This window comes from Staphylococcus sp. HMSC061G12, from assembly GCF_001838465.1.
Lineage (GTDB): Bacteria > Bacillota > Bacilli > Staphylococcales > Staphylococcaceae > Staphylococcus > Staphylococcus simulans.
In genome coordinates, this window is the sequence record NZ_KV837161.1 from 1 (window position 1) to 26804 (window position 26804).

The window sequence follows — 26804 nt, forward strand, 5'->3', positions numbered from 1 at the left end:
TTTATATATCAACCGAATTTGACAAAGAGCCAAACTTTAAAGCTATACACATAATAAAACTCTGCAGCATCACTGACTTAACCAGTGTACTGCAGAGTTTTTTCTTTCAAAATATCAATATCTCAAAAAATAATAAATACCAAATGCTACAAGATAAATAACTAAGAATATCACAAAGTTCAACACTATCTTTACAGGCCACGATTTTGAACCAAAACATTTCTTAGTTATTGTAGAACTAATTAACGTTGAACAGAAGACAGTTATACCTATGAAAAGAACTAGTGAAATATCTTCCATATAAAGAGAACACCTTTCTTAGTTCCCCTAATAATTATCCCAATTTAACTTTAACATAATATACGAAGATAATATTATGACGGTTTTCAAACATTATCGACTGTGGCTTTCTCATTATTCATATAGCCTTCTATTAACTTCTCTTCTAATTTATTTAAATCGTTCTTAAGAAACTTATCGAATGCTTGTTTAACTTTTTCTAGCACTTCTTCATGACTCATTACGCCTTCATTAGAATGTGTATAAAAATTCTTAGAGTAAATTGTATGATGTTTACGTGTTAATTTTTTTCTGAAGACTTTAAAGACCTTACTATGTTGAAGCGCAATATTAAGCATATCTGTCCTTACTTCATTTTCTCCTGGACCAATCAACAAAGTAACCCCTGTGAAATGGCTATTATTCTTAATCTCAAACAGAAGGATTCTACCACTATCAGTCCAAGGGATTTCAGTATTATTTTTAGGCATAATACGTTCTAAATTTTTAGTTGTAAATCTGATATAACCTTTGCTACTTTGATCTAAGATTAGGTTTTCATGTTCAGGTATATATGTCTGCAACATTTTAGAGATTTCACTTAATGTATCTGGTTTATATTCATAGATTAAATCCAATGCTCTCTTATGTTTGGCATAAATCTCACCACAAATTTTTTCTAATGCTTCGTCTCCCACGATATGCCTCCTTAAAATATCAATATACTGTTCAATAAAATCTACTGCTTGTGGATGCATCATTGCTTTTTTATTCACCATAGTTTCATCGATACATTCAATGATTTGGTTATAAGAGATATTGGACCATACCTCAACATTACTAGCTTCTTCACCATGCGGTGTTAAGAATATAAATAATTTCTCATAACCGCTATAGAATTGTTCCACCTTATCTTGATACTTCTTCAATTGATACTTAGATTCTTTACTCCATATCTTGTTTTCAATCACAATAAGCGTTTGATTTTGTTCTGACACGACTAATAAATCAATGTTATTCCACTCTCGTAACACTTTCGCATCGTCAAAGTCATTTAATAATAACTTAAAGATTGTTTGTTGATCTTTTTTGGACTCTGAGCATTCAATATAAGCTCGAATTAAACTTTTAATAAAGGCATCGTCAAGCCCATGAATCTCATTTGGATTCAATAACCAAGCCAACATATTACTGTGACGTATTTCGGTGTTCACAACACCAAGTATTTCAAACAAATTAAACTGGTTGGAATACTTTTCAATTTCTTTCAAAGAATCAATGTCTTTCAGAAATTCCATTAATGCTTGTTCATCATTATTCATTCAGCTGCTCCTTGATGTTTTCTTTATCTATATTTAAAGCTTCTTTTAGTCAGCTATGTCATTTATAAGCACAACTTCTAATTTATTCATTTATTATATCATCAACACTTTCAATTTAAGTATCGCTTTTCCTAAGTTATTTAAGCGGATTTATCCACTTATTTCTATGCATCTTAATAAAGAAAAACATCTACTTTATTAGTTATTTCAATTTAGCAACTCTAACTTTATTACATAAAACTAAAAGGTTCTCTATTTATTAAAAAAGTTCTATGAAAGGTTTGTTAAATAGATTATTCTATTAATAACAACGTTAAAGATGGGAGATAGTGTATTGAAAAAGATTGTTGTTAGTTTAGGAATTGTAGCACTTGTAGCTGCATTAGGCATTGCGATTGTCTTTGCGTATGGCAGTTATAAAGATTTGGAACTGAAAAAAGAAGAAACTAAAATAGCTGAAGAAAAAGAGAAAAAAGCAAAAGAGAAACAAAAGAAAAAAGAACAAGAAGACAACGAAAATAACACTGAAGCAGTGAATAGTGAAGAAAGTAATACACGAGAAGCATATGACCAAACACAAAACGATACTAGCGCTTCCCAAGCACCTCAAGCACCTATAAAAGAAACTCAACCTGCACAAAATCAAAACAATAATAACCAAGCATCTTCTAAAAATACATCAGAATCACCAAGTAGCTCTTATGATCCAGATGCTGAGTATGCAAAACAAAAAGAAATGTATGAAAAAGCTGCCAGAGGAGAAATTCCTGAGCCAGGCGCAGACATTTCTGGTGACAATTCACAATTAATGGAACGTGATCCAAGTACGCTTACGAATGATGAAGTTGAACAAAGGGATAGAAGAACAAATGCGATGGAAGCGGAAAGTCAATAATCTAACGTAATACACATATAATAAGGGGAACTAACATATGAATAAGCTTTTAGTAATTTTATCCGTCGTATTAGTACTTGGAATCATAGGTGCTGTGGGTTTCTTTGGATACAACAAATATCAAGAAGTCGAATTAGAGAAAAAGAAATTAGAAGCACAATTAAAACAAGGTGAAGAAAATGATGAGTCAGAAGCTGAGTCTAATAACACTGAAAACATAGGTCAGTCAGATGAATCGACAAGTAATCAACAAGAAGTACAAGCTACTGACGGAAGTGAAACTGTTAAAATTAGTGGCGATTCAGGTAGTGGTACTGCTAATAAAGAAGAATTCTCTGATTTACAAGTGAACAGAGATAATGTCTTCGATTATCTAATCGCTGCCATTAATCAAAGTGAAGGCGGAGACGCTTCAAAAATTAAGTTTCAACAACCAGAACTAATTATGCAAGATGGCGGAATGTGGAAAATTCCTGCGAATAATAAATCAGGACATGGCTCTTATACTTTCATAGTTAATCAAAATGGTACAGTAGAATTTTGGGATGGCATGATGAATGATAAGTTCGATGAAATACATGTGACTTTACCTTAATAAACGAGGATTGAGTGTGATTGCTCAATCCTTTTTTATTTTACCTTCCTTGATTACAGCTAATGTATAAGTTTGACGTTATAAACTCTATGAATGAGAATAGATATGATTCAAAAGTGATAAAGAGATTGTTTTAAATGGCTAAAATAAGGAGGATTCATAATAAATGGGTGTTTTTGATGTAGATTATAATAAGATTAACATTTTGAAAGATATGCCTTATGAGGTCGAAATCACACATCATACATGGATTACCATGTCAGATGGCACAAAGCTTTCAGCTAAAATTTGGTCACCTGTTATGGAAGGTGTGAATAAAGGAACGGTATTAGAATATTTACCATACAGAAAAGATGATTTCACTGCTTTAAGAGATGAAATTAGGCATAAATACTTCGCAGGACATGGTTATACTGCGATCAGAGTAGATATTAGAGGTACTGGAGATTCAGAAGGTATCATTGAGGATGAGTATCCAAAAATCGAACAAGATGATGGTGTAGAAGTCATTGAATGGATTGCGAAACAACCTTGGTCTAATGGTTCTGTCGCGATGATTGGTAAATCATGGGGCGGTTTCAATGGTTTGCAGATTGCCGCAAGACAACCCGAAGCCTTAAAGACTATCATCACATTATGTTCGACAGATGACAGGTACGCAGATGATGTTCATTATCGCGGCGGCACAATGATGGCTTCAGACATGTTGTGGTGGGCGTCTACGATGTTTGCGTATAATGCTCGTCCTCCATTCCCTAAATTTGTCGGTGATAGATGGTATGATATGTGGCTAGATAGATTAGAAAATACACCGCCATTTGTAGAAAAATGGGTAGAACATCAAACAAGAGACAGTTACTGGAAACATGGTTCAGTCAATGAGAATTACTCTGATATTCAAATTCCAGTTCTTACAATGAGCGGTTGGGCAGATGCATATCCAAACGCTGTCTTTCGTTTAATGAATAACTTAAATGTACCTAAAAAGGCCATTGTCGGTCCTTGGGCACATGAGTTCCCTGATCTTGCGATACCTGGCCCTCAAATAGGTTATCTTCAAGAAGTATTAGAATGGTTAGATAAATGGATGGGCTCAACTAAAGATACAACACATCAAGATGAATTCTTAGTATATCTTCAAGATTCAGTAGAACCTCAAACCTCTTATTCATACCGTGATGGTAAATGGTTAGATTTACTACAAGAACAAGTGAATCATCAAGATACCCCAAAAGATTCAGAAGGTACTGTGAGATTAATTAACCGTCAACATCACGGGCTGTACTCAGGCGTCTTCTGTCCATTTGGACAAGAAGGGGATTTACCAGATGACCAAACAATTGATAATGCGTTAGCAACGACAGTGTTACTAAAAACACGAGATACAGACATCAATATGATTGGTATGCCTATCGCAAAGCTGCGTGTGAAATCTGATAAAGAACAAGCTAATATTCATGTCAGATTGTCAGATGTACATCCTAACGGTAAGAAGACTTTAATTACGAGAGGTCAATTCAACATCAATCATCATAAGAGTCATGAGTTCCCTGAAGCCTTACCTATTGATGAATATGTCGATGTCGAATTTCCACTGGATGTTATTGGTTATAACTTACCAAAAGGACATCAGTTAGAAGTTTCTATGTCACCAACCTATTGGCCTCAAGTTTGGCCTTCTGCTGAAATTGTGAACTTAGATGTGGATTTAACAAACTCAAAAATCGAAGTACCTTATGTGAATGATTTTAAAGCAGTTACTTTAAATTATCCACATTCAGAAACAGCAGAACCTTTAGAGAAAGAAGTTATCAGAGAAGGCAGTCGAACAAGAAATGTGATTAAGCAACTTACTGAGGATAAGTGGGTGTTAGCGGATTACTCAGATGAAGGCTTAAGAAACTTACCGCATTTAAATATTACGTATGGTACAGAAAACTATAATGACTTTGTGATTGTCGAAGATAATCCATTATCTGCTTATGTTAAATGTACCTGGGATGTAGTGGTCAAAGATGATGACATCGATACAAGAGTCGAAACGATTAGTGAGATGTGGTGTGATGAAACTTACTTCTATCTCTATAATAAACTTATTGCCTATAATAATGAGCAACACTGCTTTGAAAAAGAATGGCACAAAAAGTATAAACGTAACTTTGTATAAAGTTAAGAGGGTGAGACAAGACGTCCCACCCTCTTTTTCTGGTTAAATACAAACAGTTCAATATGAACTTTTTAACTACTTACATCAAGCCTTTTAACATACCGTACCAATACATTCTTGGTAAGATATCTTTCTTCAAGATATACATACTTCTACGTTCTTTAGCTTGGTTAAATGGCATCGTTTCTCTTGGTTTTTTATTATAATCAAACTCAGCTAACATCATCGTATTATAACTTGTCACGATTGGACATGATGTATAACCATCATAATGATGTGTCAGCATTTCTTGATTCATCACTTGTAGTAAGTTATTCACAACAACTGGTGCTTGTTTTCTAATTGCGGCACCTGTTTTAGATGTTGGTGAGTTAGAAGCATCACCTAACGAAAAGACATTGTTGTATGTCTTGTGCTGCATTGTCGTAGGGTCGATATCTACCCAACCTGCATCATCTGCTAGCGCACTGTTTTTAACGACATCTAAAGGTCCCATGGGCGGTGTGACATGCAACATCTCATAATCTAATGTTTTAGTCTCACCTGTTTGTAAGTTTTCAAAAGTTGCTTTTCTTTGTTCGCCATCAATTGCGATTAAGTGGTGTTGATAATCTACATTAATGCCTCTTTCTTCAACAATACGTTCTAAAGGCTTTTTATATTTATCCACTTCGAACATCGCAGGTTTTGCGGTCTCAAAGATAACATTCGCTTGATTGCGCATATTATGTTTTCTGAAGTAATCCTCAGCTAAAAACATAATTTTCATAGGTGCCCCACCACATTTAACCGCTGTATTCGGATGGGTGAATATCGCATTTCCGTCTTTAAAATTAGACAATTGATTCCAGGTTTCTTTCGCATATTGTGGTGCATAGTTAGAGCACACACCATTTTTGCCGATATTTTCTTTAAGTCCTTTCACATCAGACCAATTCACTTGTAAGCCTGGACATACCACTAAATAGTCATAACTGACTTGTTTCTCATTATCTAGTTGGATGCGATTCTCTTTTGGATTAAATTGCTGAACAGCTTGTTTAATCCAATCAACACCCTTAGGAAGTACTTGTTTCATACTTTTACGTGTGGATTCTAATTTTGATGCCCCTGCACCTACTAACGTCCATAAAGGTTGATAATAATGATCTGACGCAGGATCAACAATTGCGATTTGTCCTTTTAAATCTTTTCTCTGTCTTAAAAGTCGCGCTGCCACTGTGATACCAGCTGTACCGCCACCTATAATGACCACTTTATAATGTTGAGCCATCTTTACCACGTTCCTTTATTTTATGATTGATGACTGATCTTGATTAGCTTCTCAAAAATACCTCTAGGGGTATATTAAAAGATACATCGATATAAGTCAAATGCCTTTAGGGGTATTTATTTGTATATCAATGATGTATAAATAATAGATTCCATTTAATCCCCTTAAAAATAATCCTATTATATATTTTACCCTCACAGTTACACGAAACACTTAATAGACCCCGTATTTTTCATAAATTCTTTGTTTATAGTAAAAACTACATAACTGGCATCATTAAAAATAAAAAAACGACTACTCATTATTAAAACAATCGCTAATATTGTCTAATAAGTGAATAGTCGTTTATGACAAAACTCTTTACTTAATGTTCTTGATAACTTCCTGACGTAGTTTACCTCTTAATTCTGCCATCGTATTCATATTATATTTTTGATATTCTCCAGAAGCAATTCTGAAAGCATGTACACCTAATACTTCATTTTTACTGTTTAATACTGCCCCACCTGAAGATCCAGGTTCAGCCATCATCTGATAATAACCAATAGGATTCACATTACGTGCCATCATAGAGTATTTACCAGTTGAATGATACATCGTACCCATTAGATCATTTTTAAATTTTCCAGCTGGTAAACCATAATGATACATATGGATAGATGTATTCGCTTTAATTTTCGTGATGGATGTTTCTGGTGCGATTTTACGTACGGTCATATATTGAGATAAATCTTCTTTCGTATACAACAACGCGACATCTCCATATTGAAGCATCTTAACGCCTGTAACGGTAACAGTACGTGCTACTTTCGAACCTTCTCGTAATAAATCTATTCTTAAGTTTTGTACTTTTGAAGGTGTCATCGGTTTACGTGCTTGTGAATCGTTGACCACATGATTCGCAGTTAGAATTGTGTGTTTTCCAATTGCGGTACCTGTGCCATAAGTCAGCTTTTTAGTCGTTGGATTGTAGTTAAATATCGTCGCAATATTAGCTGCTTTAGCTGTTGTATGATTAATCGTTACCCCTTTATTACCAGAGGCTTTCATAATTTTTAATGCATCATTGATACCTGAGGCATAGGTAGTCTGCCCGAAGTCTCGAACATTCTCACTACCAGGTATCCCTTTTGGCCAAAGTTTTGGTGCTTGATTATAGTAATTGCTTACTGGAGCTTTCGGCTTAGGCGCAACCTTAGGTACTGGCTTTGGAGCTGTTTTAGGTTTCGTTGTGACTACTACTGTTTTCTTTTTAACAGGTGCTTTCTTTACTGTTGTAAATAACAATTGAACTTTTTTCTTTGGTACTGCTGATGCTTTCTTTTTAGAAACAACTGGTGCCTTTTTCTTACTTACTGTTTTAGCTTTTGGTTTTGATTTAGTGTTTGCTTTTGGCTTTGCTTTTACTATTTTAGATTTTGACACTACTTTTGATTTTTTAGTTACAGGTGCTTTTTTAGCAACTTTTTTAACAGCTGGTTTAGATTTTTTAACTGAGCTTGATAAGTGTTGTGGTTTGATCCCTTTCGGACTCGTAAAAGTTGTTTTAGCCTTTGTTTGTTTAACGTTTGAAGGTACTGCTTTTATTGGTTTAACTGATTGAGATTTAACTGGAGCTGCTTTTTTAATACTTTTAACTGGTGGCGATACTTTAGTATTCTGTTTTGTGATTACATTAGATGTTTTTTGAAGTGGTTTATTAGGTACAATCGGAGGTGTTTGTACCGCTTCAGTTGATACAACTTGAGGTTGTTTTAACTCTGTCTGTTGCTTTGGCATTATTGGAGAATGTGTAGCTTCAACGCTATTTTGTGTAGAAAGTTGTGGCCCATTCTGTGAGTGGTTTGTAACCTGTTCTTCGCTTCCTATAGCCGCTTCTTTATCAGTTGTAACAGCTGCTCTCTGATTAACTTGTCCCTCGATCTCTTGATTCGTTTCTGACGCGTGTGCACTGTTATTTTGAATCACGAACACGCAACCCATCAACATTAAAATTAATATAAAACTATATACATATTTACCCATTGAGAATCCTTGATTCATCAGACCTCATCCCCTTATTTCTATCTATGAAATGGGCACACCCTTATTTCCTCATAAGCATATCCTTTTTAACTAGGTATAGCAATATATTTTTAAAGATTTAATTGACTATTTTTAGTAGTTAAAATGTTCCAGAAAAATGGAGTGTTAATTAATAAAAAATTCGATTGAGAGATAACCGTTAAGTTATCTCATCAACCGAATTAATGAGGTTTCTATCCATGGTTATGAAATAGTAATAGTTTATTTTCGTTAACATTTCCCGCATCTAGAGCGTCAAGTACTTCTCCATTAGAGAGATGATTCCCCAGTGTATTTCCAGTTTCTTGAGCATCTTCCCAATTTTTTTCAAACAATTTTTCCATATCAGCATACATCTTTCATAACTGGTGTATTTCTTCTTCTACCATTTGACTTAAACTTTCAGTTATTGAAAGTGCTGTTAAAGATTCTAATAGCTTTTGTTGAGATGATGATAATGCACCACCACTTGCTTGTACCATATTCGCTTTCAATGTTTTAATTTGTTGTAGTTTATTTGACGCTTGCTTTTTCGCAAACATAAAGGATTTATTATTTGCATCTTGATATTCCTTTAGCTTTTCTAATTCAGCTTTAATCTCACGTTGTTCTCGTTTTCCTAAAAATCCAACCATTGAATGCCTTTTTCCATTTTTGATAATTATTTCATTACCTGCTGATACATACTGTAAATGTTTTACGATACCATCTAATTCGTCCTTATCCGAAACAATTCTTAATATGTTACCATCATAATTTTTGATAAATGACTCTATATATTCATCTTTTCCTATATCATTAAGATTAGATGTTGGTCGCTTTACAAATCTTCGAACATCTTTAACCGTTAACGGTGCAGGATTATAAACAACCACATTCTCAATATCGTTACTAATACCTACAATTATCGCATCACGTCCTCCCAAAGAGTGGCCCGTAATTGTATCTATTAAATATTTTAGTTTAATTTATATTTACATATTATTAGTCTTAACAAAAACCGCATCATTTGTGATACGCTTCCCCGCGCATGATCTTGAATGCTCTATATACTTGTTCAAGTAAGATGACACGCATCATTTGGTGAGGGAAAGTCATTTTGCTGAAGGATAAGGCGTAATTACTTCTGTCTAGGACGTCTTGATGCAAGCCATTTGATCCTCCGATAATGAAGGTAAAGTCACTTTGACCTTGAATCATACGTTGTTGAAGGTTTTTAGCTAATCCCTCTGATGTTAACATGTTACCTTTAATCTCTAATGTAATGACTATGGATTGTGGTTTTACTTTCACTAGTAGTCGTTGTCCTTCTTTTTGTTTCACTTGTTCTATTTCTTTATCGCTCATATTTTCTGGTGCTTTTTCATCAGGAACTTCGATGATTTCTATTTTTGTATAGGCACCTAAGCGTTTTTGGTATTCTGCAATGGCTTGTTTCCAGTATTTTTCTTTTAATTTGCCTACGGCAAGTACAGTTATCTTCATCACATTCTCCTTATATCTGAATAGTTATTCGAGTTATCCACCTATTCACAGCTTACTGTCTTAATAAGTGGCTTATGTATATAAATTCACTGCTATTCTTGTGTATTTTACCCACATTTCTGTGGTTAACTTGTAGATATGTGGATAACTCTGTTAATAATGTGGGTATTTCTCTGTGGATTGTGCACAAATGTGGGTAACTTATCCTCATTTTGTGCATAACTTTGAGGTCAGTCTTACATAGTTATTCACAGTTTTACGCTTTCTTTACACAAAATTGTGAATAACTACCCTACGTGCACACTACCTTAGAAATTATACATTTTCTCCCTAAGTTTTATCTACACTTTTTCCGTTTTTTGTGATGACTTTTGCGTGTTTTTTTACTTTTCTTCGTAAAAAAACAGCCAATGAAGTGGTTCGCTTCATTGGCTGTCTCAAACTTATTTATATTGTATAAATCGGTGTAGGTTCTGCTTTATCTGTATCGCATAGTAGAACTTCTTTATTTGTATCAATATCATGATGATTTAAGACTTGTCCTACACTCATACGCGCTAAGTCTTTCATATTGTTATCTTGTGATAAGTGAGAAAGATAAATACGTTTCGTGTTGCCTGTAATGACATCACACATTGCCATTGCCGCATCTTCATTTGAGACGTGCCCCATATCACCTAAGATACGTTGTTTAGTTTTCCAAGGGTAACGACACATGCGCAACATATCTACATCATGGTTACTTTCAAACATGAAGGCATCACTGCCTCTGATCATACCTTTCATACGGTCTGAAACATAGCCTGTGTCTGTAATCATCGTAAATTTTTTGTAGTTATTATGGAAAATATAGAATTGCGGATCAATCGCATCATGTGACACATTGAATGATTCAATATCGAATCCAGCTAATGAATGTGTTTCATATGGATTGAAAATGAATTTTTGATCCATTGGAATCTTGCTGTCTTTCTTTTCTATCGCTTGCCAAGTTTTTTCGTTGGCATAAATCGGTAATTTATATTTACGCGCAAGAACACCTAATCCTTTAATATGGTCAATGTGTTCATGCGTGACTAAAATCCCATTTAAATCTTGAATATTTTTATCAATCTTACTGAAGAGTTCTTCCATCTTCTTGCCAGTTAATCCAGCATCAACGAGCAGGCTTCCTTTATCACTTTCTACATAAGTGGCATTGCCTGTACTACCACTCGCAAGTACGCTCATACGTATCAAGCGATTCACCCTTTCTAAGTTTCTAACTGTTTCTATTTATTTTGGACATCCGAATACATTTTAATTATTATCTCAAATTATGAGCTGTTTGTTAAAAATACGGCTTGGTCATACTGCCGTTTGAGTGGCCGAACAGTGCCGTCCCTCATCTTTTTTAATTTTTACTTATCTATTGTACACCTAATTGATACAGCTGCCCACCATATCAGATGAAATAGTTTCACACATTGAACATCCTATGTATAAGAGGAGTACCATCAGATTAATCTCATGATACTCCTCTTTGCTTATTTTATATTGTTGGTTATCTCACAATAATCTTCGGATTTTTTGAAGTCGCTTCAACATAGTACGTTTTCGTTTTGGTACTGCCAGCGTGATTAACTTTAATCTCCCAACTTGCTTGGAGAACTTGAACATTGGTTTCTCTCACTACTGAGTAATATCCTAAACGAATATTAGTGACCGCATCATTACGTTTTAAATAACGGTTGAAGTATAAAGCTTCAATCGCATTACGCGCACTGATGACATGTTGTGCTTCGTTATTTTCACCTTTTGAAGTACTGAGCTCATGTAGCGCTGTTTGGCGATAACTGCTCGCTTCTTCGTCATCATTAATTTTAAACTTCAACATTGCTTTATCATTGTTCATAATCGGCAAACCATTAAAAGTTTGTTCGAACGTTTCTTCGTTATTATCTGTACTAAATAATTGGTAATCTTCACCTTTATAAATATTTTTCTTCATGTACATTTTAAGGCTGGTTACTTGATCATTGCTGACGCTGATCGGTGGGCTGATGTTACCTTGTGCGATTTTACCATCATCTTCTGTTTTAACTTCGTCTTTTGATTTCGCGTAATTCGTGAAATCTTTAGAACGGCCTGTGACTAGTTGAACTTTCAATCCTCTGACATCCGGTAATTCTTTGGGAATACTGATTTCTTCTTGTCTAAAATTGACCTCATTATTCCCTTCAGCATCATTAATGTAAGATTTGTTGATTTTATTCACATACATCACAGCTAACATAATATTGATGATGAGGAACACGAAAATGAAGAGTGTCTTTGCGTACTTCCAATTCATGACTTAAGCCCTCCATTCTCGTAAGCATACCATTCACCATCATACTGCACATACCACTGTGGTACATACTCACTATTACGCTGAACTTCCATGTCATCTTCTTCTCGATCTTTCATCGTATAACCAATCGTGATATTCGTTATTTTCTTAAAGTCGATGGATGGATTATTTGCTAAGTTAGAACGTACTGTTTCTGCGCCAGGGAGTTTTTCCTTTTCTTCACCGCTATCAATGGTGATATTGCTTTTTAATAAAGAGCGTCCATAACTGAAAACACCTTTCTCACCCCAAGCCACTTGGATGGTACTTAAGTTATTTTCGTTAAATACAGGTACACCATTTAAAAACATTTGATAAGTTAATTCACCAGACTCATCATCCGTATCAAAGAGGCGGAAATCATCTGTAAAACCACCATGTGCGTTAATAAAGTCGAATGTACTAGGAATCGTTTCTAACATATTCTTAGATTTTGATTCATCTTCAGATAAGTTCATATAACGATAGAGTTCATTTTTAGAATCATATGTTGCGACACCTGTATTATTGTTGTAAGTCGTATTACCGCTTTTCGTACTACGCACCACTACAGAATCATTAAAGAGTATCGAATTCATCGTTTCCACACTAATGTGATTAAAAATCGTACGGTACGTTTTTAAATGTTGCGGCTTTTCAGGCGCAAAGATATGCGTTGCCGCATCAATTGTATTTCTATTCGTAATAATATCTGCGAACGGTATTAAATTCGGTTTGATTTTACCTACTAAGTCATTAACCTTGTTGCTTGGAATAGATGTTGTCATACGCATCACACGGTGATGGTCACTGCTGATGGCATAAATGACTGCTGTATCCTTTTGCTCTGCATCAATCAATAAACGATTGAACTCATACTTATTTGAGACCTTCGCATCCATATTCAAGACTTGACCCAAATACATAGATAAAGGCATATCATACGCAAAGTCTAACACCAAGAAGTTATCGCTGAGTTCTGGAATAAATAGGTTATGCGCATGATAGACTTCATGAGCATCTTCAACCTCTTGATTCTTTAATACCTTCACAATATTACGGTTAATCGTACGGGTTTCTAAAGCACCTGTGAACTTATCATCATTCGAATACACCACTTGATACGGTGAAATGACACTCGCCATAGGTTCTGAATTCGCTTTGCCGATGGTATTCTGATTTGTTTTTTTATTATCTTGGCTTTCAAGATTCGCAAGGTCTGGTGAGAAGTTCCACATTAAATATGTCAGCACAATACTCATTAAGACTAAAAGTGTGAGAATCACGGATTTCGCTGCTTCTTTATGCCTCATCCCAATCACCATCTTCTATAACTTCACACGGTAATGTGATGAAGATTGAGGTACCTTGTCCCTCGACACTATTTGCCCAAATACGTCCGTTATGTGCTTCCACAATTTCTTTTGAAATCGCAAGACCTAAACCTGTACCGCCCATCTTACGTGTACGTGCTTTATCTACACGGAAGAAACGATCAAAGATTTTATCCACTTTATTAATCGGAATACCAATACCATTATCTTTAATACGAATCGTCATACGGTTATACAATGGATTCGGTTTCACGTGAAACTCAACACGCTTGCTGCCACGTGAGTATTTCATCGCATTCGTAATGACGTTATCAAACACTTGCGTCATCTTATCTGGATCAATTTCCGCAAAGATAGTTTCATCAGGAATGTCACGCACAAATGTTACATCTTTTGAAGCCATCTCATGACGGTTGATGATTTTATTAATGAACATATTAAAGTCCACAATTTCTTTAGTGATTTGTTCTGTATCATTATCCATACGTGATAAATTCAATAAGTCATTAACCAAGCGAATCATACGTACCGTTTCTTCTCTTGTTACAGATAAGAACTGCGGTGCAATTTCAGGATCTTGCCAAGCGCCTTCTTCTAGAGCTTCTAAATAACTGTTCATAGAAGTTAACGGCGTACGCAACTCATGTGAAACATTCGCAACGAATTCACGACGTTCTTGTTCTACTTGTTGCTGTTCTGTTACATCATGTAACACCGCAATGTAACCTGTCACAAAGCCAGTGTCTTGTACAATCGTACTGAAGCTGACACGCGCAATAATACCTTCCGCTTCATTAATATCTAACAAGAAGCTATTATTATTTTCCTGCATCTCATCTAACGCGAATTCATCTTCTAAATCTAAGACACCCAGCATGTTGTAACCCATAACATCTTCTTTAGACATACCTAACATCTTTAATGCCATATCATTCACAATACGCACACGTCCACGTCTGTCCGTCGCAATGACCCCATCACTCATATGTGTGATAACTGAGTCCAAACGACGTTTCTCACTTTCCGTATTCGCTTGTGCTTCTTGTACACGTTTTGACAAGTTGTTGAAGGCTAATGCCAGTTCACCGATTTCATCATTACCATAGATTTTTACACGTTGCGTATAATTACCTTTTGACATTTCAACCGTTTGGTTACGCATATCCGTAATCGGTTTAGTAATCGTACGCGCAATGAAGAATCCGAGTAATCCTGTGATAAATAAAGAAATCGCAGTACCTACAATGAAGATTTGGTTAAAGTTGTTTAATTGGTCATAAACACTATCGATATCCGCTTCAATATAAATATCACCGATGACACCTTTAGACGACTTCACAGGCAAGTTATAGATCCATACACGCTGTTTACCTTTACCATAGTCTTTCAGCATCGTATGGTCATTCGCTTGTCCTAATGAAAGTGCCTTTTGAATAGAAGTATCATTGGCTTTTTGATTAATGATACTGTTAGAAGATTGTTTCGTCGACGCGACTATAATTTGATCTTTATCAATATAGTTGATTTGTTCAATTTCTTGGCGGTTCGCATATTCATTAAGTAATTCTTGAATCTCTTTTTGCGTATTGACTGATTTGTCTTCTTCATTGACCTTCTCCACGTTAATCTCTATTTGTTTCGCATACTGCGAAATATTATTTTTGAATGTCTGTGTTAATTCACGTTCTAAGTTATTGGTAAAATATAAACCAATAATCTGCATCCCAATAATAATTAACAAGACATAAACAATCACGAGCTTCGTGTGAAGGGACTGAAATTGTTTAAGCCATTTCATATCCTATGGCCTCAGTCGTGCTGCTGCAAGAAGTATCCGACACCGCGGCGTGTCACGATATATTCTGGATGTGACGGATCATCTTCGATTTTTTCTCTTAAACGACGGATTGTAACATCGACCGTACGTACGTCACCGAAATAATCATAGCCCCATACCGTTTGCAGTAAGTGTTCACGTGTCATAACTTGTCCCATATGGTTCGCTAAATAATGGAACAATTCAAATTCACGATGTGTCAATTCAATATCTTTGCCGCGTTTCTTAATAGAATACGCATCTGGGTAGATGACAATATCTTTAATTTTAATTTCGTTCGGTGCATTATTTGCTTCTTGCGGTTGTGTATATTGACGACGTAAGTTCGCTTTCACACGTGCAATCAATTCACGTGTGCTGAAAGGTTTCGTCACATAGTCATCCGCACCTAGTTCTAAACCAAGCACCTTATCAATTTCTGAGTCTTTTGCCGTCAACATAATAATCGGCATTTCATATTTCTTACGTACTTCACGGCAGACTTCCATACCATCTCTGCCTGGAAGCATAATATCTAAGAGTACGATGTCTGGTTCTTCTTCATAAATTAAGTCAATCGCATCATTTCCGTCATATGCACAAAAGACTTCATAACCCTCTTTTTTCAAGTTAAATTCTAGAATATCAGCAATAGGTTTTTCATCGTCTACTACAACTACTTTTCTCGCCATAATCCTAAACCTCATTTCTAATCATAATCGTACATGAATAATTTTATTTAGACATAAGTATCTACTATATAATTTACCATTTCTAGCACGCCAATTCTATTTTTCATGCCAAATTAATTCTATTATTGACTATCTATTTTTTCGGGTAAAAGACATTATGTGAAGATATTGTAAATTTTATGTGGATTGCAGAAATGGGGATGTCTAAAAGAGAGGATTCATGCATGTTTATGCTATTGTAACATTTCATTACATTTTATACCTTGATTTTGTTTTTTAATAGCACGTTATCTAATTATAAAACTAACTATCTTAAACATAAAACAAGAAAAAGACAAAATAAAAATGCCCACCCTATTGGATGAGCATTGTACGGTCTCGACGGGAATCGAACCCGCGATCTCCTGCGTGACAGGCAGGCGTGTTAACCGCTACACTACGAGACCTAAAATGGTGACTCCTACGGGACTCGAACCCGTGTTACCGCCGTGAAAGGGCGGTGTCTTAACCGCTTGACCAAGGAGCCGTTTTTCAAGCACAAGATAGATTATAGCACAGCTCTTTAAAAAAACACAAGCAATTTTTAAAGTTTTTTTGTATAATTTTTACATAACCCATTTTAGGAGGCAAATTATGAATCAATCCACGCACTCTGGGGGTCATACAAAGAAAGAGAAAAAACTGTCTCTCACACAAATTATTATACGTATCCTTTTCTTAACGATAGGTTCAATGCTTACGGCAGTAGGACTTGAACTCTTCTTAGTTCCAAATAAATTGTTAGATGGCGGGATCGTCGGTGTTTCGATTATCTTATCTCATCTAACAGGTTTATCACTCGGTGTGTTTATCTTTATTCTTAACTTACCGTTTTTCTTCTTAGGTTATAAACAGATCGGTAAAACATTTGCGGTATCTACGCTTTATGCGATTACTGTCTTATCTATCGGAACTATGTTGCTCCATGATATCCCTGCAGTCGTTAGAGAACCTTTACTTATCACCATCTTCGGTGGTGCCATTGTCGGTATCGGTGTCGGTTTAGTCATCCGTGCCGGCGGTAGTATGGATGGAACAGAAATTATGTCCATTCTCGTGCATAACCGTCTGCCATTTTCAGTCGGTGAAATCGTGATGATCTTCAACTTCTTTATTTTCGCAGTCGCTGGTTTTGTATTCACATGGGAAAGTGCCATGTACAGTGTTGTCGCTTATTTCATCGCTTTTAAAATGATTGATTTAATTTTAATCGGTTTAGATGAATCAAAAGCGGTCTGGATTATTAGTGATGAGTATAAAGAAATTGGAGAAGCGATTAACGACCGTTTAGGGCGTGGTGTGACGTACTTACACGCAGAGGGTGCCTATACAGGCGATCCGCGTAAAGTCGTCTTCACAGTCATCACACGTGTTGAGGAAGCGAAATTAAAAGAAGTCGTTATTCAAATCGATCCGAACGCCTTCTTATCCTTCGGTAATGTTTCTGAAGTACGTGGCGGACACCATCGTAAGAAAAAAATTCATTAAACTTCATCATAAGCTTTATGAATACAAAAAATGCAATGCAGGTTCATACCCGCATTGCATTTTTCTATATCATTGATTTTAAGTTGCTGTAATTACAACTTGTTATTTTTAAATTATGACCATAAAGGTTTTAACATATTTGTTTGTGTACGGTCTGGACCTACAGAGAAGATTGAGATACCTACGTTACATAACTCAGAAATACGTTCTAAGTAACGACGTGCGTTATCTGGTAATTCTTCTAATGATTGTACGCCTGTAATATCTTCAGACCAACCTGGTAATTCTTCGTAAATTGGTTTACAACGGTTCAACGCGTTTAAGTTTGCTGGGTATTCAGTGATTTCTTCACCATCTAACTCATACGCAACACAGATTTTAACTGTATCTAAACCAGTTAAAACGTCGATTGAGTTGATAGATAAGTCAGTAATACCACTTACACGACGTGAATGACGTAATACCACTGAGTCGAACCAGCCGACACGACGTGGACGTCCTGTAGTTGTACCATATTCGCGACCTACTTCACGGATATGATGACCATCTTCATCGAATAGTTCAGTAGGGAATGGACCATCACCTACACGTGACGTATACGCTTTACATACACCGATAACTTTAGATACTGATGTTGGTCCGATACCGCCGCCGACAGTAACGTTACCAGCAATCGGGTTACTTGATGTAACGAATGGGTATGTACCATGGTCGATGTCTAACATAACCCCTTGTGCACCTTCGAATAATACACGTTCATTAGCTACAAGTGCATCATCTAATAATTTAGGTGTGTCTGTTACATATTCTTTTAAGCGTTGACCAGCTGCATAGTATTCTTCGAAGATATCTTCGAAAGCTGGTGCTTCTTCATTAAACATACCTTTAAAGTATGCTGCTTTGTGTTCAAGATTTGCTTTTAATAAGCGTTCGAATGTTTCTTTGTCTAATAAATCCGCCATACGGATACCGATTCTTTGTGCTTTATCAACGTATGCTGGGCCGATACCTTTCTTAGTCGTACCGATTTTGTTATCACCACGAAGACGTTCTTCATACTCATCTTGTAATAAGTGGTAAGGCAAAATAACCTGTGCACGATTTGAAATACGCAAATTATTTGTTGGAATGCCGCGTTCATTTAATGCGTCCAACTCTTTTAATAATGCAACCGGATCAACTACAACACCGTTACCGATAACAGATAGTTTATCTTGATAGAAAATGCCTGATGGCACTAAGTGTAATTTATAAGTTTCTCCGCCGAATTTGATTGTATGTCCTGCGTTATTTCCGCCTGAAAAACGTGCAATAACGTCCGCTTGTTCTGCTAAAAAGTCTGTGATTTTACCTTTACCTTCGTCTCCCCATTGTGTCCCAACAACTACGATTGATGACATAAGAGCACCTCCAAGTTATTCTCAATTAACCATTCAATATTCTATCAATTGTAAGCGTGTAATGCAAATAGAAAACGAACATTAAATATTACAGATTTTTGGCAGTTCAGTGAACACTCAAACTTCCGAAAAAGTAATATAAACCCTTTAATACCAATGTTTTATACCGTTTATCACACTTTATATTACACATACTTATTGACAAAATAACCCTTTTAAATCGACTTAAAACCGTACATTAAAACCTAATACCAGTTTATTGTACGTAAAAATATTTTTAAATTCGTTTCTATTTCGCCTTATTTTTTCTAATTTCCCATTAAAAAAAGACCAAAACGCGCGTTTGGTCTTTTAAATTCATCTATAATTTCATTTTTAATTTTTACATCATATCTGCATGTGCATAATCAATGTCCGTGAATTTGTTGTATTGCTTCATGAAGTGCAATTTAACAGTTCCTGTCGGGCCGTTACGCTGCTTCGCAATAATGACTTCAATTTCACCATTATCATCATTTGTGACAGGTTCCATGCCGCCATCGTCATCTTCTTCACCGTCTTCACGATTATAGTAATCATCACGGTATAAGAAAGCAACGATATCCGCATCTTGCTCGATAGAACCTGATTCACGAATGTCACTCATCATCGGGCGTTTATCTTGTCGTTGTTCAACACCACGAGATAACTGACTCAGTGCAATAACCGGACATTCTAATTCACGTGCAATCGCTTTTAACGTTCTTGAGATTTCAGATACTTCTTGTTGACGGTTATCAGACATACGAGAACCGCTTCCCATAATCAACTGCAAGTAGTCGATCACAATCATGTCTAAACCATGCTCTTGTTTGAGTCGACGACACTTAGAACGTAAATCTGTAATTCTGATACCCGGTGTATCATCAATAAAGATTTTCGTTTTAGATAACTTACCGACTGCTACTGTGAAACGATTCCAGTCTTCATCTGTCATCGTCCCAGTACGTAAACGGTTCGAGTCTACATTTCCTGAACTACAAATCATACGTGTTGCTAATTGGTCTGCACCCATCTCTAGCGAGAAGATACCGACCGTATAATTACTTTCATGGGTCGCAACTTTTTGCGCAATATTCAATGCGAAGGCAGTCTTACCTACCGAAGGACGTGCAGCTAAAATGATTAAATCATTTCGGTTAAAGCCTGCAGTCATCTGGTCTAAATCACGATAGCCTGTCGGGATACCTGGTGTTTGACCACTGTTTTGGTCTAACTCTTCAGCATTCTCATAAACTTGTCCTAAGACGTCTCTGATATCTTTAAACCCTTCAGATTCTCTCGTAGATGCGAGTTCTAAAATCTTACGCTCTGCATCACTTAAAATATCATCTAAATCAAGTTCTGAATCATAACCGTCTTTCGCGATTTGATCTGCGACACGAATCAAATTACGTTTCGCAGCTAATTTATAAACAATCTCGCGATAGTACTCAATATTTCTTGTCGTCGGCACATTGCTTGCGAGCTCCGCAAGATATTGCGGGCCACCCGCTTCACTCAATGTCCCTTCAGATGTCAGCTGGTCCATTAAGGTTACGACATCTATTTCACTATTTTCCTCAAAGAGGTGCATCATCGCACGGAAGATGTGTTGGTGAGCGCCTCTATAAAAGGACTCAGGAAGTAAGACTCCCTGAGTTTCCCCCATGAGCTGTGGATCAATAATAATGGCACCTAAGACAGATTGCTCAGCTTCGTTGTTATGCGGCATCTGGTTTTGTTCATACATTCCATCCATTTTTTGATTACACCTCTAATTATTTCATTGCTTATTTTTGTTCAACAGTGTGAACACGGATTGTACCATCGACTTTTTTGTCTAATTTTACTGGTACATTTGTATAACCTAAGGCATGGATACCGTTAGGTAAGTCCATTTTACGTTTATCAATTTTGATATCGTGTTGTTTTTGTAAGGCTTGTGCAATTTGTTTTGTGCTGACAGAACCGAATAATTTGCCGCCTTCACCTGATTTAGCTGTGACTTCTACTTCGATGTCTTCAAGACGTTTTGCTAATGCTTTCGCATCTTCGATTTCTTGTTCTCTTTCTTCTTCAGCACGTTTGTTTTTAAGTTCTAATTGTTTCAAGTTACCTGGTGTTGCTTCTACTGCAACATTTTTCTTGAATAAGAAGTTTTGTGCGTAGCCTACAGGTACGTCTTTAACTTCGCCTTTCTTACCTTTACCTTTAACATCTTGTGTGAAAATTACTTTCATTGTCCTTCACTCCTACTAATTTGTTCATCTATTGCTTGTTGTAATTGTTCTACTGCTTCATCTACTGTTACACCTTTAATTTGCGTGGCAGCATTTGTTAAATGTCCACCGCCGCCTAAAGCTTCCATTGTCAGTTGGACGTTGATAGAGCCGAGTGAACGGGCTGAAATACCCACTAAGTCATCTTCTCGTCTAGCCACTACATAAGAGGCCTCTACACCATCTAAACTTAACAATTCGTCTGCAGCTTGTGCAACTGTAACAGGGTGATAGATTTTATCATTAGATCCGTGTGCCACCGCAATACCATTGCTTTGTAGTTTCACAGTACGGATAAGTTCTGAACGATTAATGTACGTATCAATATCATCTTTTAAGAAATGCTGCGTCAAGATCGTATCTGCACCATGTGCTCTTAAGTAACTTGCCGCATCAAAGGTTCTTGAACCTGTACGTAATGTGAAGTTACGCGTATCGACAATAATACCTGCATACATAATCGTTGATTCTAATCTTGTCAGACGTTGTTCTGTCGGTTGGTATTCAAGGAGTTCCGTCACAAGCTCAGCTGTAGAGCTGGCATAAGGTTCCATATATACCAATAATGGATGAGATATAAAGCTTTCACCACGACGGTGATGGTCAATCACGACTTTACGGTTTGCTTTATTTAAAATGTTCTCATCTAATACCATTTCTGGTTTATGTGTATCAACAACAACTAATGTCGTTTTCGATGTCATAATATCCCACGCATCATCTGATGTGATGAAACGTTCTTTTAATTCTGGTTTCTTATCAATTTCATCCATCACACGACGTAATGTCGGATCGATATCTTCTTCATTTAATACAACATAAGCATCTAAGTTATTCATCATCGCAAAGCGTGAAACACCTATAGCTGCACCGATTGCGTCTAAGTCAGGACGTTTATGTCCCATAATGATAACTTTGTCGCCTTCCATCAAGATATCTTTTAAAGCATGTGAGATAACACGGGCACGTACACGCGTACGTTTTTCCATCGGGTCAGTCTTACCACCATAGAATCTTACATTACCATTGATATGTTTGATTGCGACTTGGTCACCACCACGGCCAAGGGCTAAGTCTAAACCTGATTGTGATAATTCCCCTAAGTCAATCAAGTTCTCTGAACCTTCACCGACACCAATACTTAATGTCAATTGTGCGCGGTAACCTACACTCTTTTCACGTAGGTTTCGCAACAAGTCGAAATTTGATTCTTCTAATTGGTCAAGAATACGACGGTTTAAATACGCTACGAATTGGTCTGAACTATAACGCTTGAAATAGATATCATACTCAGAAGCCCAACGACTGATGACACGTGTGACCATAGAGTTGATTTCAGAACGCTGTGTATCGTTCATATTTTGTGTGATTTCATCGTAGTTATCAAGGAATAAGGTTGCGATAACTGGTTTCGACTCTTCATATAATTCATACGTGTGTACTTCTTCGGTAATATCAAAGAAATATAAGACGTGTTCATCTTCTGAATAACGCACACGATAATGATAATTGCCATCTGTAATTTCAATCTCTTGCGTCTTCTCTAATTGTTTCAGAATGTTCGGGTACACTTCATTTATCGGATCTGAGATAACATTACGATCCAATCGTTCAGACATGAAATGGTTCATCCATTCTACATCTTCATTCTCATCAAGAACAATGATGCCAATTGGCAAACTTTTAATCGCGATACTATTGCCAGCTGATATCTGTCCGCTTAAATCATCTACATATTGATCTAATCGTATGAATGCATTACGAAACGCAGATGCACTGATAATAATCATCACAAGTAAGACTGCAGTTGCGATACCAGCAATCAATTGGTTAAAGATAAACCAAACAACAACTAATGCGATTGCAGTTAATACCATAAGCAAGAAAGGAATAAACAGTGCTTTCTTCGTAGATTGACGATTCATTCTGTCACCTCAAATCATTTTTTAATAAATCGTTTTAAATTGAATGTAATATCTACAACACCCAGTAAGCCGATAATCGGTATCACAGGTGTCAGTAAAAATCCTATAACCATTAATAAAATGCCCACACCTACCGGCATACGTTTCGCTTTCGCAAAGTAAGCAATGAAACTTAAACCTTGGATGAACATAATGAATGATAAGATAACTTGCATATTTAAAACGATACTTTGGAACGTGCCAGGTTGCGTTGCGAACATGACACAAAGCAATACTATAAAATAAATGTATGCGAGTACACGTTTAAACTGCCATGCATATAACGGTTTAAACACTGGGGTTGCTATTTTAAACTTACGTAAAATCGGAAACGATACAATCAAGTTAATGAGTATCATAATAAAAATAACGATAATCGTATAACTAGGTAATTGAACTGCTAATTGTCTAAAACCTTCTTCTAACACACTACGTGAAGAAGCATCTAGTCCACTCATTGCCATTGCTTGATACATTTGATCTTTAAATGGTTTCACAAGCACTTGTGAAAGCGGAAGTTTATCGAAGACTTGAAGCAGCATAAAGCCTGCCAAACTGATGATACTCATATATGTAGTTGCGATATAGAGTATACGTTCTTTCGATGTACGTTCTTTTAATAATTGCCCTACTATCAAACTCAAAATCAAAATGAAGATGATATAACTCAGTACACCCTCACTTCCGAACAGGACAGTTAAAATAACTGTAATCAGTGCGGCAATACCGAAAGACATAATAGACTTATGCCATAGAATAATACCAGGCACCGTTGCAATAAAAAATAAGATGAGTCCGGCAACCGGTATAACATAGGTGACTGCCACAATAATCAGCAATGCCAATGTTGCAAGTAGCGTCGCCTTCAGGTCTATTTTTGCAAACAAATTCGCCACTCCTATACTTTAGTAACTATAAGAATTATTTTAACATAGTTGGCAAGAATCACCTACTTGATATCACTAGCTTGCTACATGTTTTTAACAGCATAGATAAAGTTCAATTTCTTCAGTTGTATCTTATCAACTATACCCAATATTTTATAATGTTTCCCTTTAGAAAAGTGAGGTATATAATAAATAAAGTATTTATATTATAACAACTATGGAGGAGATTTTATGACAGCTGGAAGTATCGTTACATATTCTATTGTAGGTTTGTTATTAATTGCAGCGATGATTATTTTATTTATTGAAACGAAAAAACCTAAGCAAGTAAGAAATCAAAAAATGACGATCATCGCTTTATTACTCACTACCGCATCAACTCTAATCATCTTCATTTTTAGTTTGATTCAATCACTCTCTTAACTAAATAAGAAAGACTTGGACTCTATCCATTTGTTAAATTTTTATTAATTCCCGAAAACGCTATCGTAATATATTGCAAACCACGTTATAATGAGAGTGATAAAAAAAGATTTAAACGAAGAAGGAGTACCAGAAGTATGCAGAAAGTTTTCTTAGCTGGAAGCAGTCTTGCGCTGTTCTTCACAAGCATTTTATGTTTCGTATTGCATGCCTTAATTAAAATGAGCATTACAGGTCTCATCTTTTTAAACGCAGGAAATTTTCTGATTCCATTAGGTTGTGCATTTGTGACACTAAGTATTATGAGTGTCATCGCATTTCTATATGTTGATACCGCTGAGCAATCAGAAACACAAAACCAAGAGTGATAAAGTTAGACTGACGCTTGTCTGAAGTAAGACATCCGTTCGTGTACAAACTCTTTAACATCAACACTTTCAAACTATTCTATTTCAACCGATTATCCTTAGAGGGTAGTCGGTTTTTCTTTATGTTTCAGGAAATAACAAGACGGGAAATATTAATTTTCGATATAAAAAGAGGACGCTATGTTGGTAAGGCATAGCGTCCATGTGGTAGGTAAATATATATATTGGAACGAGGTTGGATCATCTTAATTCGTTTTCCAACTACTCGATGATCCCATTTATTTTGTTGCAGGGCCGATTTTTTCTTTTCCGCCCATGAACGGTACCAATGCTTTAGGAATCGTAATTGATCCATCAGCGTTTTGGTAATTTTCAACAATTGCTGCAAACGTACGACCTACTGCTAAACCGCTTCCGTTCAATGTATGAACTAATTCTGGTTTAGCATCTTTGTCGCGTTTGAAACGAATGTTAGCACGACGTGCTTGGAAATCTGTCATGTTAGAGCATGAGCTGATTTCTTTGTAATCTTGATAACTTGGAAGCCAAACTTCTAAGTCATATGTTTTACTTGAACTGAAACCTAAGTCGCCAGTACAAAGAATGACACGACGATATGGTAATTCAAGTTCTTCTAAGATTGCTTCTGCGTCGCTTGTTAACTGCTCTAATGCATCCCAAGAATCTTCAGGTTTTTCAAAACGTACCAACTCAACTTTATCGAATTGGTGTAAACGGATTAAGCCACGTGTGTCACGTCCGGCAGAACCCGCTTCACTTCTGAAGCAAGCTGACTGTCCAGTGAACTTGCCTGGCAATTTATCTGCAGACAAGACTTCTTCGCGGTAGAAGTTAGTTAACGGTACTTCCGCAGTAGGAATCATGTAAAGTCCTTCTTTTTCAATCTTGAATAAGTCTTCTTCGAATTTTGGAAGTTGACCTGTACCATACATAGAATTTGCATTCACAAGTTGTGGTACCATCATTTCAGTATAGCCGTGCTGTGTTGTATGTTTTGTTAACATGTAGTTCATTAATGCACGTTCTAACTGTGCACCTTCATTTGTTAAGAAGACGAAACGCGCACCAGATACACGTGCAGCACGTTCGAAATCTGCCATACCTAATTCTTCAACTAAATCCCAGTGTGCTTTCGCTTCGAAGTCGAATTCACGAGGCGTACCCCATTTTTTCACTTCGATGTTTTCTTCATCAGTTTCGCCTTCTGGCACATCATCATGCATGATATTAGGGATTGTAGATAATTTATAATGTAAGTCATCATCCACTTTGTTTAACTCAGTATCGATATCTTTGATTTTATCGCCAAGTTCTCTCATTTGTTTAATGACATCATCCGCATTTTCTTGATTGCGTTTTTTCTCAGCGATTTCACCGCTTACTCGGTTACGTTCAGCTTTCATTTCTTCTGCTTTACCGATTAACTCACGGCGTTTACCATCAAGTTCTAATACTTTGTCCACGATTTGTGGGTCCATTCCGCGTAATCTTACTTTCTCTTTCAAGCGATCCGTTTCGTTTCTAAACAATTTAATATCTAACATGTGTCAGTCATCCTTTCAAAATAAGTGTCGGGGTATTTAAATTTAAATTAATAATATAATTAGAGCAGCTGAAAAAAGAATAAAAAAACACCACGCCC

General features: G+C 36.2%; 23 protein-coding genes and 2 tRNA genes. 6 read left to right on the top strand and 19 right to left on the bottom strand.

Features of this window, described 5'->3' with window-relative positions; genetic code table 11:
• Nucleotides 1-386: 386 nt before the first annotated feature.
• A complete protein-coding gene (locus HMPREF2937_RS11920) occupies nt 387-1601 on the bottom strand; it encodes a PDDEXK-like family protein (RefSeq protein WP_083326954.1) in 1215 nt (404 codons plus the stop codon).
• A 334-nt stretch (nt 1602-1935) separates the two neighbouring features.
• Between HMPREF2937_RS11920 and HMPREF2937_RS13850 the strand changes: the two genes are divergently transcribed.
• From HMPREF2937_RS13850 to HMPREF2937_RS11935, 3 genes are all read left to right on the top strand, one after another.
• Nucleotides 1936-2496: a hypothetical protein gene (locus HMPREF2937_RS13850; protein WP_070864664.1), complete on the top strand. Its 561-nt coding sequence runs from the start codon at nt 1936-1938 to the stop codon at nt 2494-2496.
• A 37-nt stretch (nt 2497-2533) separates the two neighbouring features.
• On the top strand, nt 2534-3091 hold the full coding sequence (locus HMPREF2937_RS14135; RefSeq protein WP_257245415.1) for a hypothetical protein: 558 nt from the start codon (nt 2534-2536) through the stop codon (nt 3089-3091).
• Nucleotides 3092-3257: 166 nt separating this feature from the next.
• Nucleotides 3258-5258 (top strand): CocE/NonD family hydrolase, encoded by a 2001-nt coding sequence (locus tag HMPREF2937_RS11935; protein WP_070864665.1) that lies wholly within the window; start codon nt 3258-3260, stop codon nt 5256-5258.
• 79 nt (nt 5259-5337) lie between these two features.
• On the opposite strand, the gene HMPREF2937_RS11940 is transcribed toward HMPREF2937_RS11935, so the two are convergent.
• The 12 genes from HMPREF2937_RS11940 to HMPREF2937_RS11990 all read right to left on the bottom strand — a co-directional run bounded on the left by HMPREF2937_RS11940 (nt 5338) and on the right by HMPREF2937_RS11990 (nt 16798).
• Complete coding sequence (locus HMPREF2937_RS11940) at nt 5338-6531, bottom strand: FAD/NAD(P)-binding oxidoreductase (protein WP_070864666.1); 1194 nt, start codon at nt 6529-6531, stop codon at nt 5338-5340.
• A gap of 360 nt (nt 6532-6891) precedes the next feature.
• Nucleotides 6892-8574, bottom strand: coding sequence for a trypsin-like peptidase domain-containing protein (locus HMPREF2937_RS11945; protein WP_070864668.1), 1683 nt, complete (start codon nt 8572-8574; stop codon nt 6892-6894).
• 215 nt (nt 8575-8789) lie between these two features.
• Entirely contained in the window at nt 8790-8939 is a 150-nt protein-coding gene (locus HMPREF2937_RS14140; protein WP_257245416.1) for a hypothetical protein, read from the bottom strand.
• A gap of 15 nt (nt 8940-8954) precedes the next feature.
• Nucleotides 8955-9521, bottom strand: coding sequence for a hypothetical protein (locus HMPREF2937_RS11950; RefSeq protein WP_257245417.1), 567 nt, complete (start codon nt 9519-9521; stop codon nt 8955-8957).
• Nucleotides 9522-9600: 79 nt separating this feature from the next.
• Nucleotides 9601-10080: a 23S rRNA (pseudouridine(1915)-N(3))-methyltransferase RlmH gene (rlmH, locus tag HMPREF2937_RS11955; protein WP_070864669.1), complete on the bottom strand. Its 480-nt coding sequence runs from the start codon at nt 10078-10080 to the stop codon at nt 9601-9603.
• A 447-nt stretch (nt 10081-10527) separates the two neighbouring features.
• Nucleotides 10528-11328 carry an MBL fold metallo-hydrolase gene (locus HMPREF2937_RS11960; RefSeq protein ID WP_031262349.1) on the bottom strand — a complete coding sequence of 267 codons (801 nt, stop codon included), beginning with the start codon at nt 11326-11328 and terminating at the stop codon, nt 10528-10530.
• A 295-nt stretch (nt 11329-11623) separates the two neighbouring features.
• A complete protein-coding gene (locus HMPREF2937_RS11965; protein WP_070864671.1) occupies nt 11624-12412 on the bottom strand; it encodes a two-component system regulatory protein YycI in 789 nt (262 codons plus the stop codon).
• Nucleotides 12409-13743: a YycH family regulatory protein gene (locus tag HMPREF2937_RS11970; protein WP_070864673.1), complete on the bottom strand. Its 1335-nt coding sequence runs from the start codon at nt 13741-13743 to the stop codon at nt 12409-12411. The genes HMPREF2937_RS11965 and HMPREF2937_RS11970 overlap by 4 nt, the downstream gene beginning before the upstream one ends.
• Nucleotides 13733-15562 (bottom strand): cell wall metabolism sensor histidine kinase WalK, encoded by a 1830-nt coding sequence (gene walK, locus HMPREF2937_RS11975; RefSeq protein WP_002480278.1) that lies wholly within the window; start codon nt 15560-15562, stop codon nt 13733-13735. Before walK ends, HMPREF2937_RS11970 begins: the two co-directional genes overlap by 11 nt.
• Before the next feature lie 11 nt (nt 15563-15573).
• Complete coding sequence (yycF, locus tag HMPREF2937_RS11980) at nt 15574-16272, bottom strand: response regulator YycF (protein WP_002480279.1); 699 nt, start codon at nt 16270-16272, stop codon at nt 15574-15576.
• A 373-nt stretch (nt 16273-16645) separates the two neighbouring features.
• A tRNA-Asp gene (locus HMPREF2937_RS11985) sits at nt 16646-16718 on the bottom strand.
• A 5-nt stretch (nt 16719-16723) separates the two neighbouring features.
• Nucleotides 16724-16798: transfer RNA gene (locus HMPREF2937_RS11990), tRNA-Glu, on the bottom strand.
• 107 nt (nt 16799-16905) lie between these two features.
• Between HMPREF2937_RS11990 and HMPREF2937_RS11995 the strand changes: the two genes are divergently transcribed.
• Nucleotides 16906-17799, top strand: a complete 894-nt coding sequence (locus HMPREF2937_RS11995; RefSeq protein ID WP_002480280.1) for a YitT family protein — start codon at nt 16906-16908, stop codon at nt 17797-17799.
• 113 nt (nt 17800-17912) lie between these two features.
• On the opposite strand, the gene HMPREF2937_RS12000 is transcribed toward HMPREF2937_RS11995, so the two are convergent.
• The 5 genes from HMPREF2937_RS12000 to HMPREF2937_RS12020 all read right to left on the bottom strand — a co-directional run bounded on the left by HMPREF2937_RS12000 (nt 17913) and on the right by HMPREF2937_RS12020 (nt 24365).
• Complete coding sequence (locus HMPREF2937_RS12000; protein WP_002480281.1) at nt 17913-19199, bottom strand: adenylosuccinate synthase; 1287 nt, start codon at nt 19197-19199, stop codon at nt 17913-17915.
• A gap of 382 nt (nt 19200-19581) precedes the next feature.
• Complete coding sequence (gene dnaB / locus HMPREF2937_RS12005) at nt 19582-20979, bottom strand: replicative DNA helicase (RefSeq protein WP_002480282.1); 1398 nt, start codon at nt 20977-20979, stop codon at nt 19582-19584.
• A gap of 31 nt (nt 20980-21010) precedes the next feature.
• Nucleotides 21011-21460: a 50S ribosomal protein L9 gene (rplI, locus tag HMPREF2937_RS12010; protein WP_002480283.1), complete on the bottom strand. Its 450-nt coding sequence runs from the start codon at nt 21458-21460 to the stop codon at nt 21011-21013.
• Complete coding sequence (locus HMPREF2937_RS12015) at nt 21457-23424, bottom strand: DHH family phosphoesterase (protein WP_070864675.1); 1968 nt, start codon at nt 23422-23424, stop codon at nt 21457-21459. Before HMPREF2937_RS12015 ends, rplI begins: the two co-directional genes overlap by 4 nt.
• A 14-nt stretch (nt 23425-23438) precedes the next feature.
• A complete protein-coding gene (locus tag HMPREF2937_RS12020; RefSeq protein ID WP_172954256.1) occupies nt 23439-24365 on the bottom strand; it encodes a DUF2232 domain-containing protein in 927 nt (308 codons plus the stop codon).
• A gap of 216 nt (nt 24366-24581) precedes the next feature.
• Between HMPREF2937_RS12020 and HMPREF2937_RS12025 the strand changes: the two genes are divergently transcribed.
• Together HMPREF2937_RS12025 and HMPREF2937_RS12030 are read left to right on the top strand one after the other, a co-directional pair.
• Nucleotides 24582-24773, top strand: a complete 192-nt coding sequence (locus HMPREF2937_RS12025; protein WP_023014867.1) for a hypothetical protein — start codon at nt 24582-24584, stop codon at nt 24771-24773.
• Between the two features lie 137 nt (nt 24774-24910).
• On the top strand, nt 24911-25141 hold the full coding sequence (locus HMPREF2937_RS12030) for a hypothetical protein (RefSeq protein ID WP_002480287.1): 231 nt from the start codon (nt 24911-24913) through the stop codon (nt 25139-25141).
• A gap of 278 nt (nt 25142-25419) precedes the next feature.
• On the opposite strand, the gene serS is transcribed toward HMPREF2937_RS12030, so the two are convergent.
• A complete protein-coding gene (gene serS / locus HMPREF2937_RS12035; RefSeq protein ID WP_070864676.1) occupies nt 25420-26706 on the bottom strand; it encodes a serine--tRNA ligase in 1287 nt (428 codons plus the stop codon).
• Nucleotides 26707-26804: the final 98 nt, after the last annotated feature.

Excerpts from the sequence above, each read along its gene's own strand:
- HMPREF2937_RS11920 (WP_083326954.1), bottom strand. The coding sequence starts at position 1,601 with ATGAATAATGATGAACAAGCATTAATGGAATTTCTGAAAGACATTGAT.
- HMPREF2937_RS14135 (WP_257245415.1), top strand. The coding sequence starts at position 2,534 with ATGAATAAGCTTTTAGTAATTTTATCCGTCGTATTAGTACTTGGAATC.
- HMPREF2937_RS11935 (WP_070864665.1), top strand. The coding sequence starts at position 3,258 with ATGGGTGTTTTTGATGTAGATTATAATAAGATTAACATTTTGAAAGAT.
- HMPREF2937_RS11940 (WP_070864666.1), bottom strand. The coding sequence starts at position 6,531 with ATGGCTCAACATTATAAAGTGGTCATTATAGGTGGCGGTACAGCTGGT.
- HMPREF2937_RS11945 (WP_070864668.1), bottom strand. The coding sequence starts at position 8,574 with ATGAATCAAGGATTCTCAATGGGTAAATATGTATATAGTTTTATATTA.
- HMPREF2937_RS14140 (WP_257245416.1), bottom strand. The coding sequence starts at position 8,939 with ATGGAAAAATTGTTTGAAAAAAATTGGGAAGATGCTCAAGAAACTGGA.
- rlmH (WP_070864669.1), bottom strand. The coding sequence starts at position 10,080 with ATGAAGATAACTGTACTTGCCGTAGGCAAATTAAAAGAAAAATACTGG.
- HMPREF2937_RS11965 (WP_070864671.1), bottom strand. The coding sequence starts at position 12,412 with ATGAATTGGAAGTACGCAAAGACACTCTTCATTTTCGTGTTCCTCATC.
- HMPREF2937_RS11970 (WP_070864673.1), bottom strand. The coding sequence starts at position 13,743 with ATGAGGCATAAAGAAGCAGCGAAATCCGTGATTCTCACACTTTTAGTC.
- walK (WP_002480278.1), bottom strand. The coding sequence starts at position 15,562 with ATGAAATGGCTTAAACAATTTCAGTCCCTTCACACGAAGCTCGTGATT.
- yycF (WP_002480279.1), bottom strand. The coding sequence starts at position 16,272 with ATGGCGAGAAAAGTAGTTGTAGTAGACGATGAAAAACCTATTGCTGAT.
- HMPREF2937_RS11995 (WP_002480280.1), top strand. The coding sequence starts at position 16,906 with ATGAATCAATCCACGCACTCTGGGGGTCATACAAAGAAAGAGAAAAAA.
- HMPREF2937_RS12000 (WP_002480281.1), bottom strand. The coding sequence starts at position 19,199 with ATGTCATCAATCGTAGTTGTTGGGACACAATGGGGAGACGAAGGTAAA.
- dnaB (WP_002480282.1), bottom strand. The coding sequence starts at position 20,979 with ATGGATGGAATGTATGAACAAAACCAGATGCCGCATAACAACGAAGCT.
- rplI (WP_002480283.1), bottom strand. The coding sequence starts at position 21,460 with ATGAAAGTAATTTTCACACAAGATGTTAAAGGTAAAGGTAAGAAAGGC.
- HMPREF2937_RS12015 (WP_070864675.1), bottom strand. The coding sequence starts at position 23,424 with ATGAATCGTCAATCTACGAAGAAAGCACTGTTTATTCCTTTCTTGCTT.
- HMPREF2937_RS12025 (WP_023014867.1), top strand. The coding sequence starts at position 24,582 with ATGACAGCTGGAAGTATCGTTACATATTCTATTGTAGGTTTGTTATTA.
- HMPREF2937_RS12030 (WP_002480287.1), top strand. The coding sequence starts at position 24,911 with ATGCAGAAAGTTTTCTTAGCTGGAAGCAGTCTTGCGCTGTTCTTCACA.
- serS (WP_070864676.1), bottom strand. The coding sequence starts at position 26,706 with ATGTTAGATATTAAATTGTTTAGAAACGAAACGGATCGCTTGAAAGAG.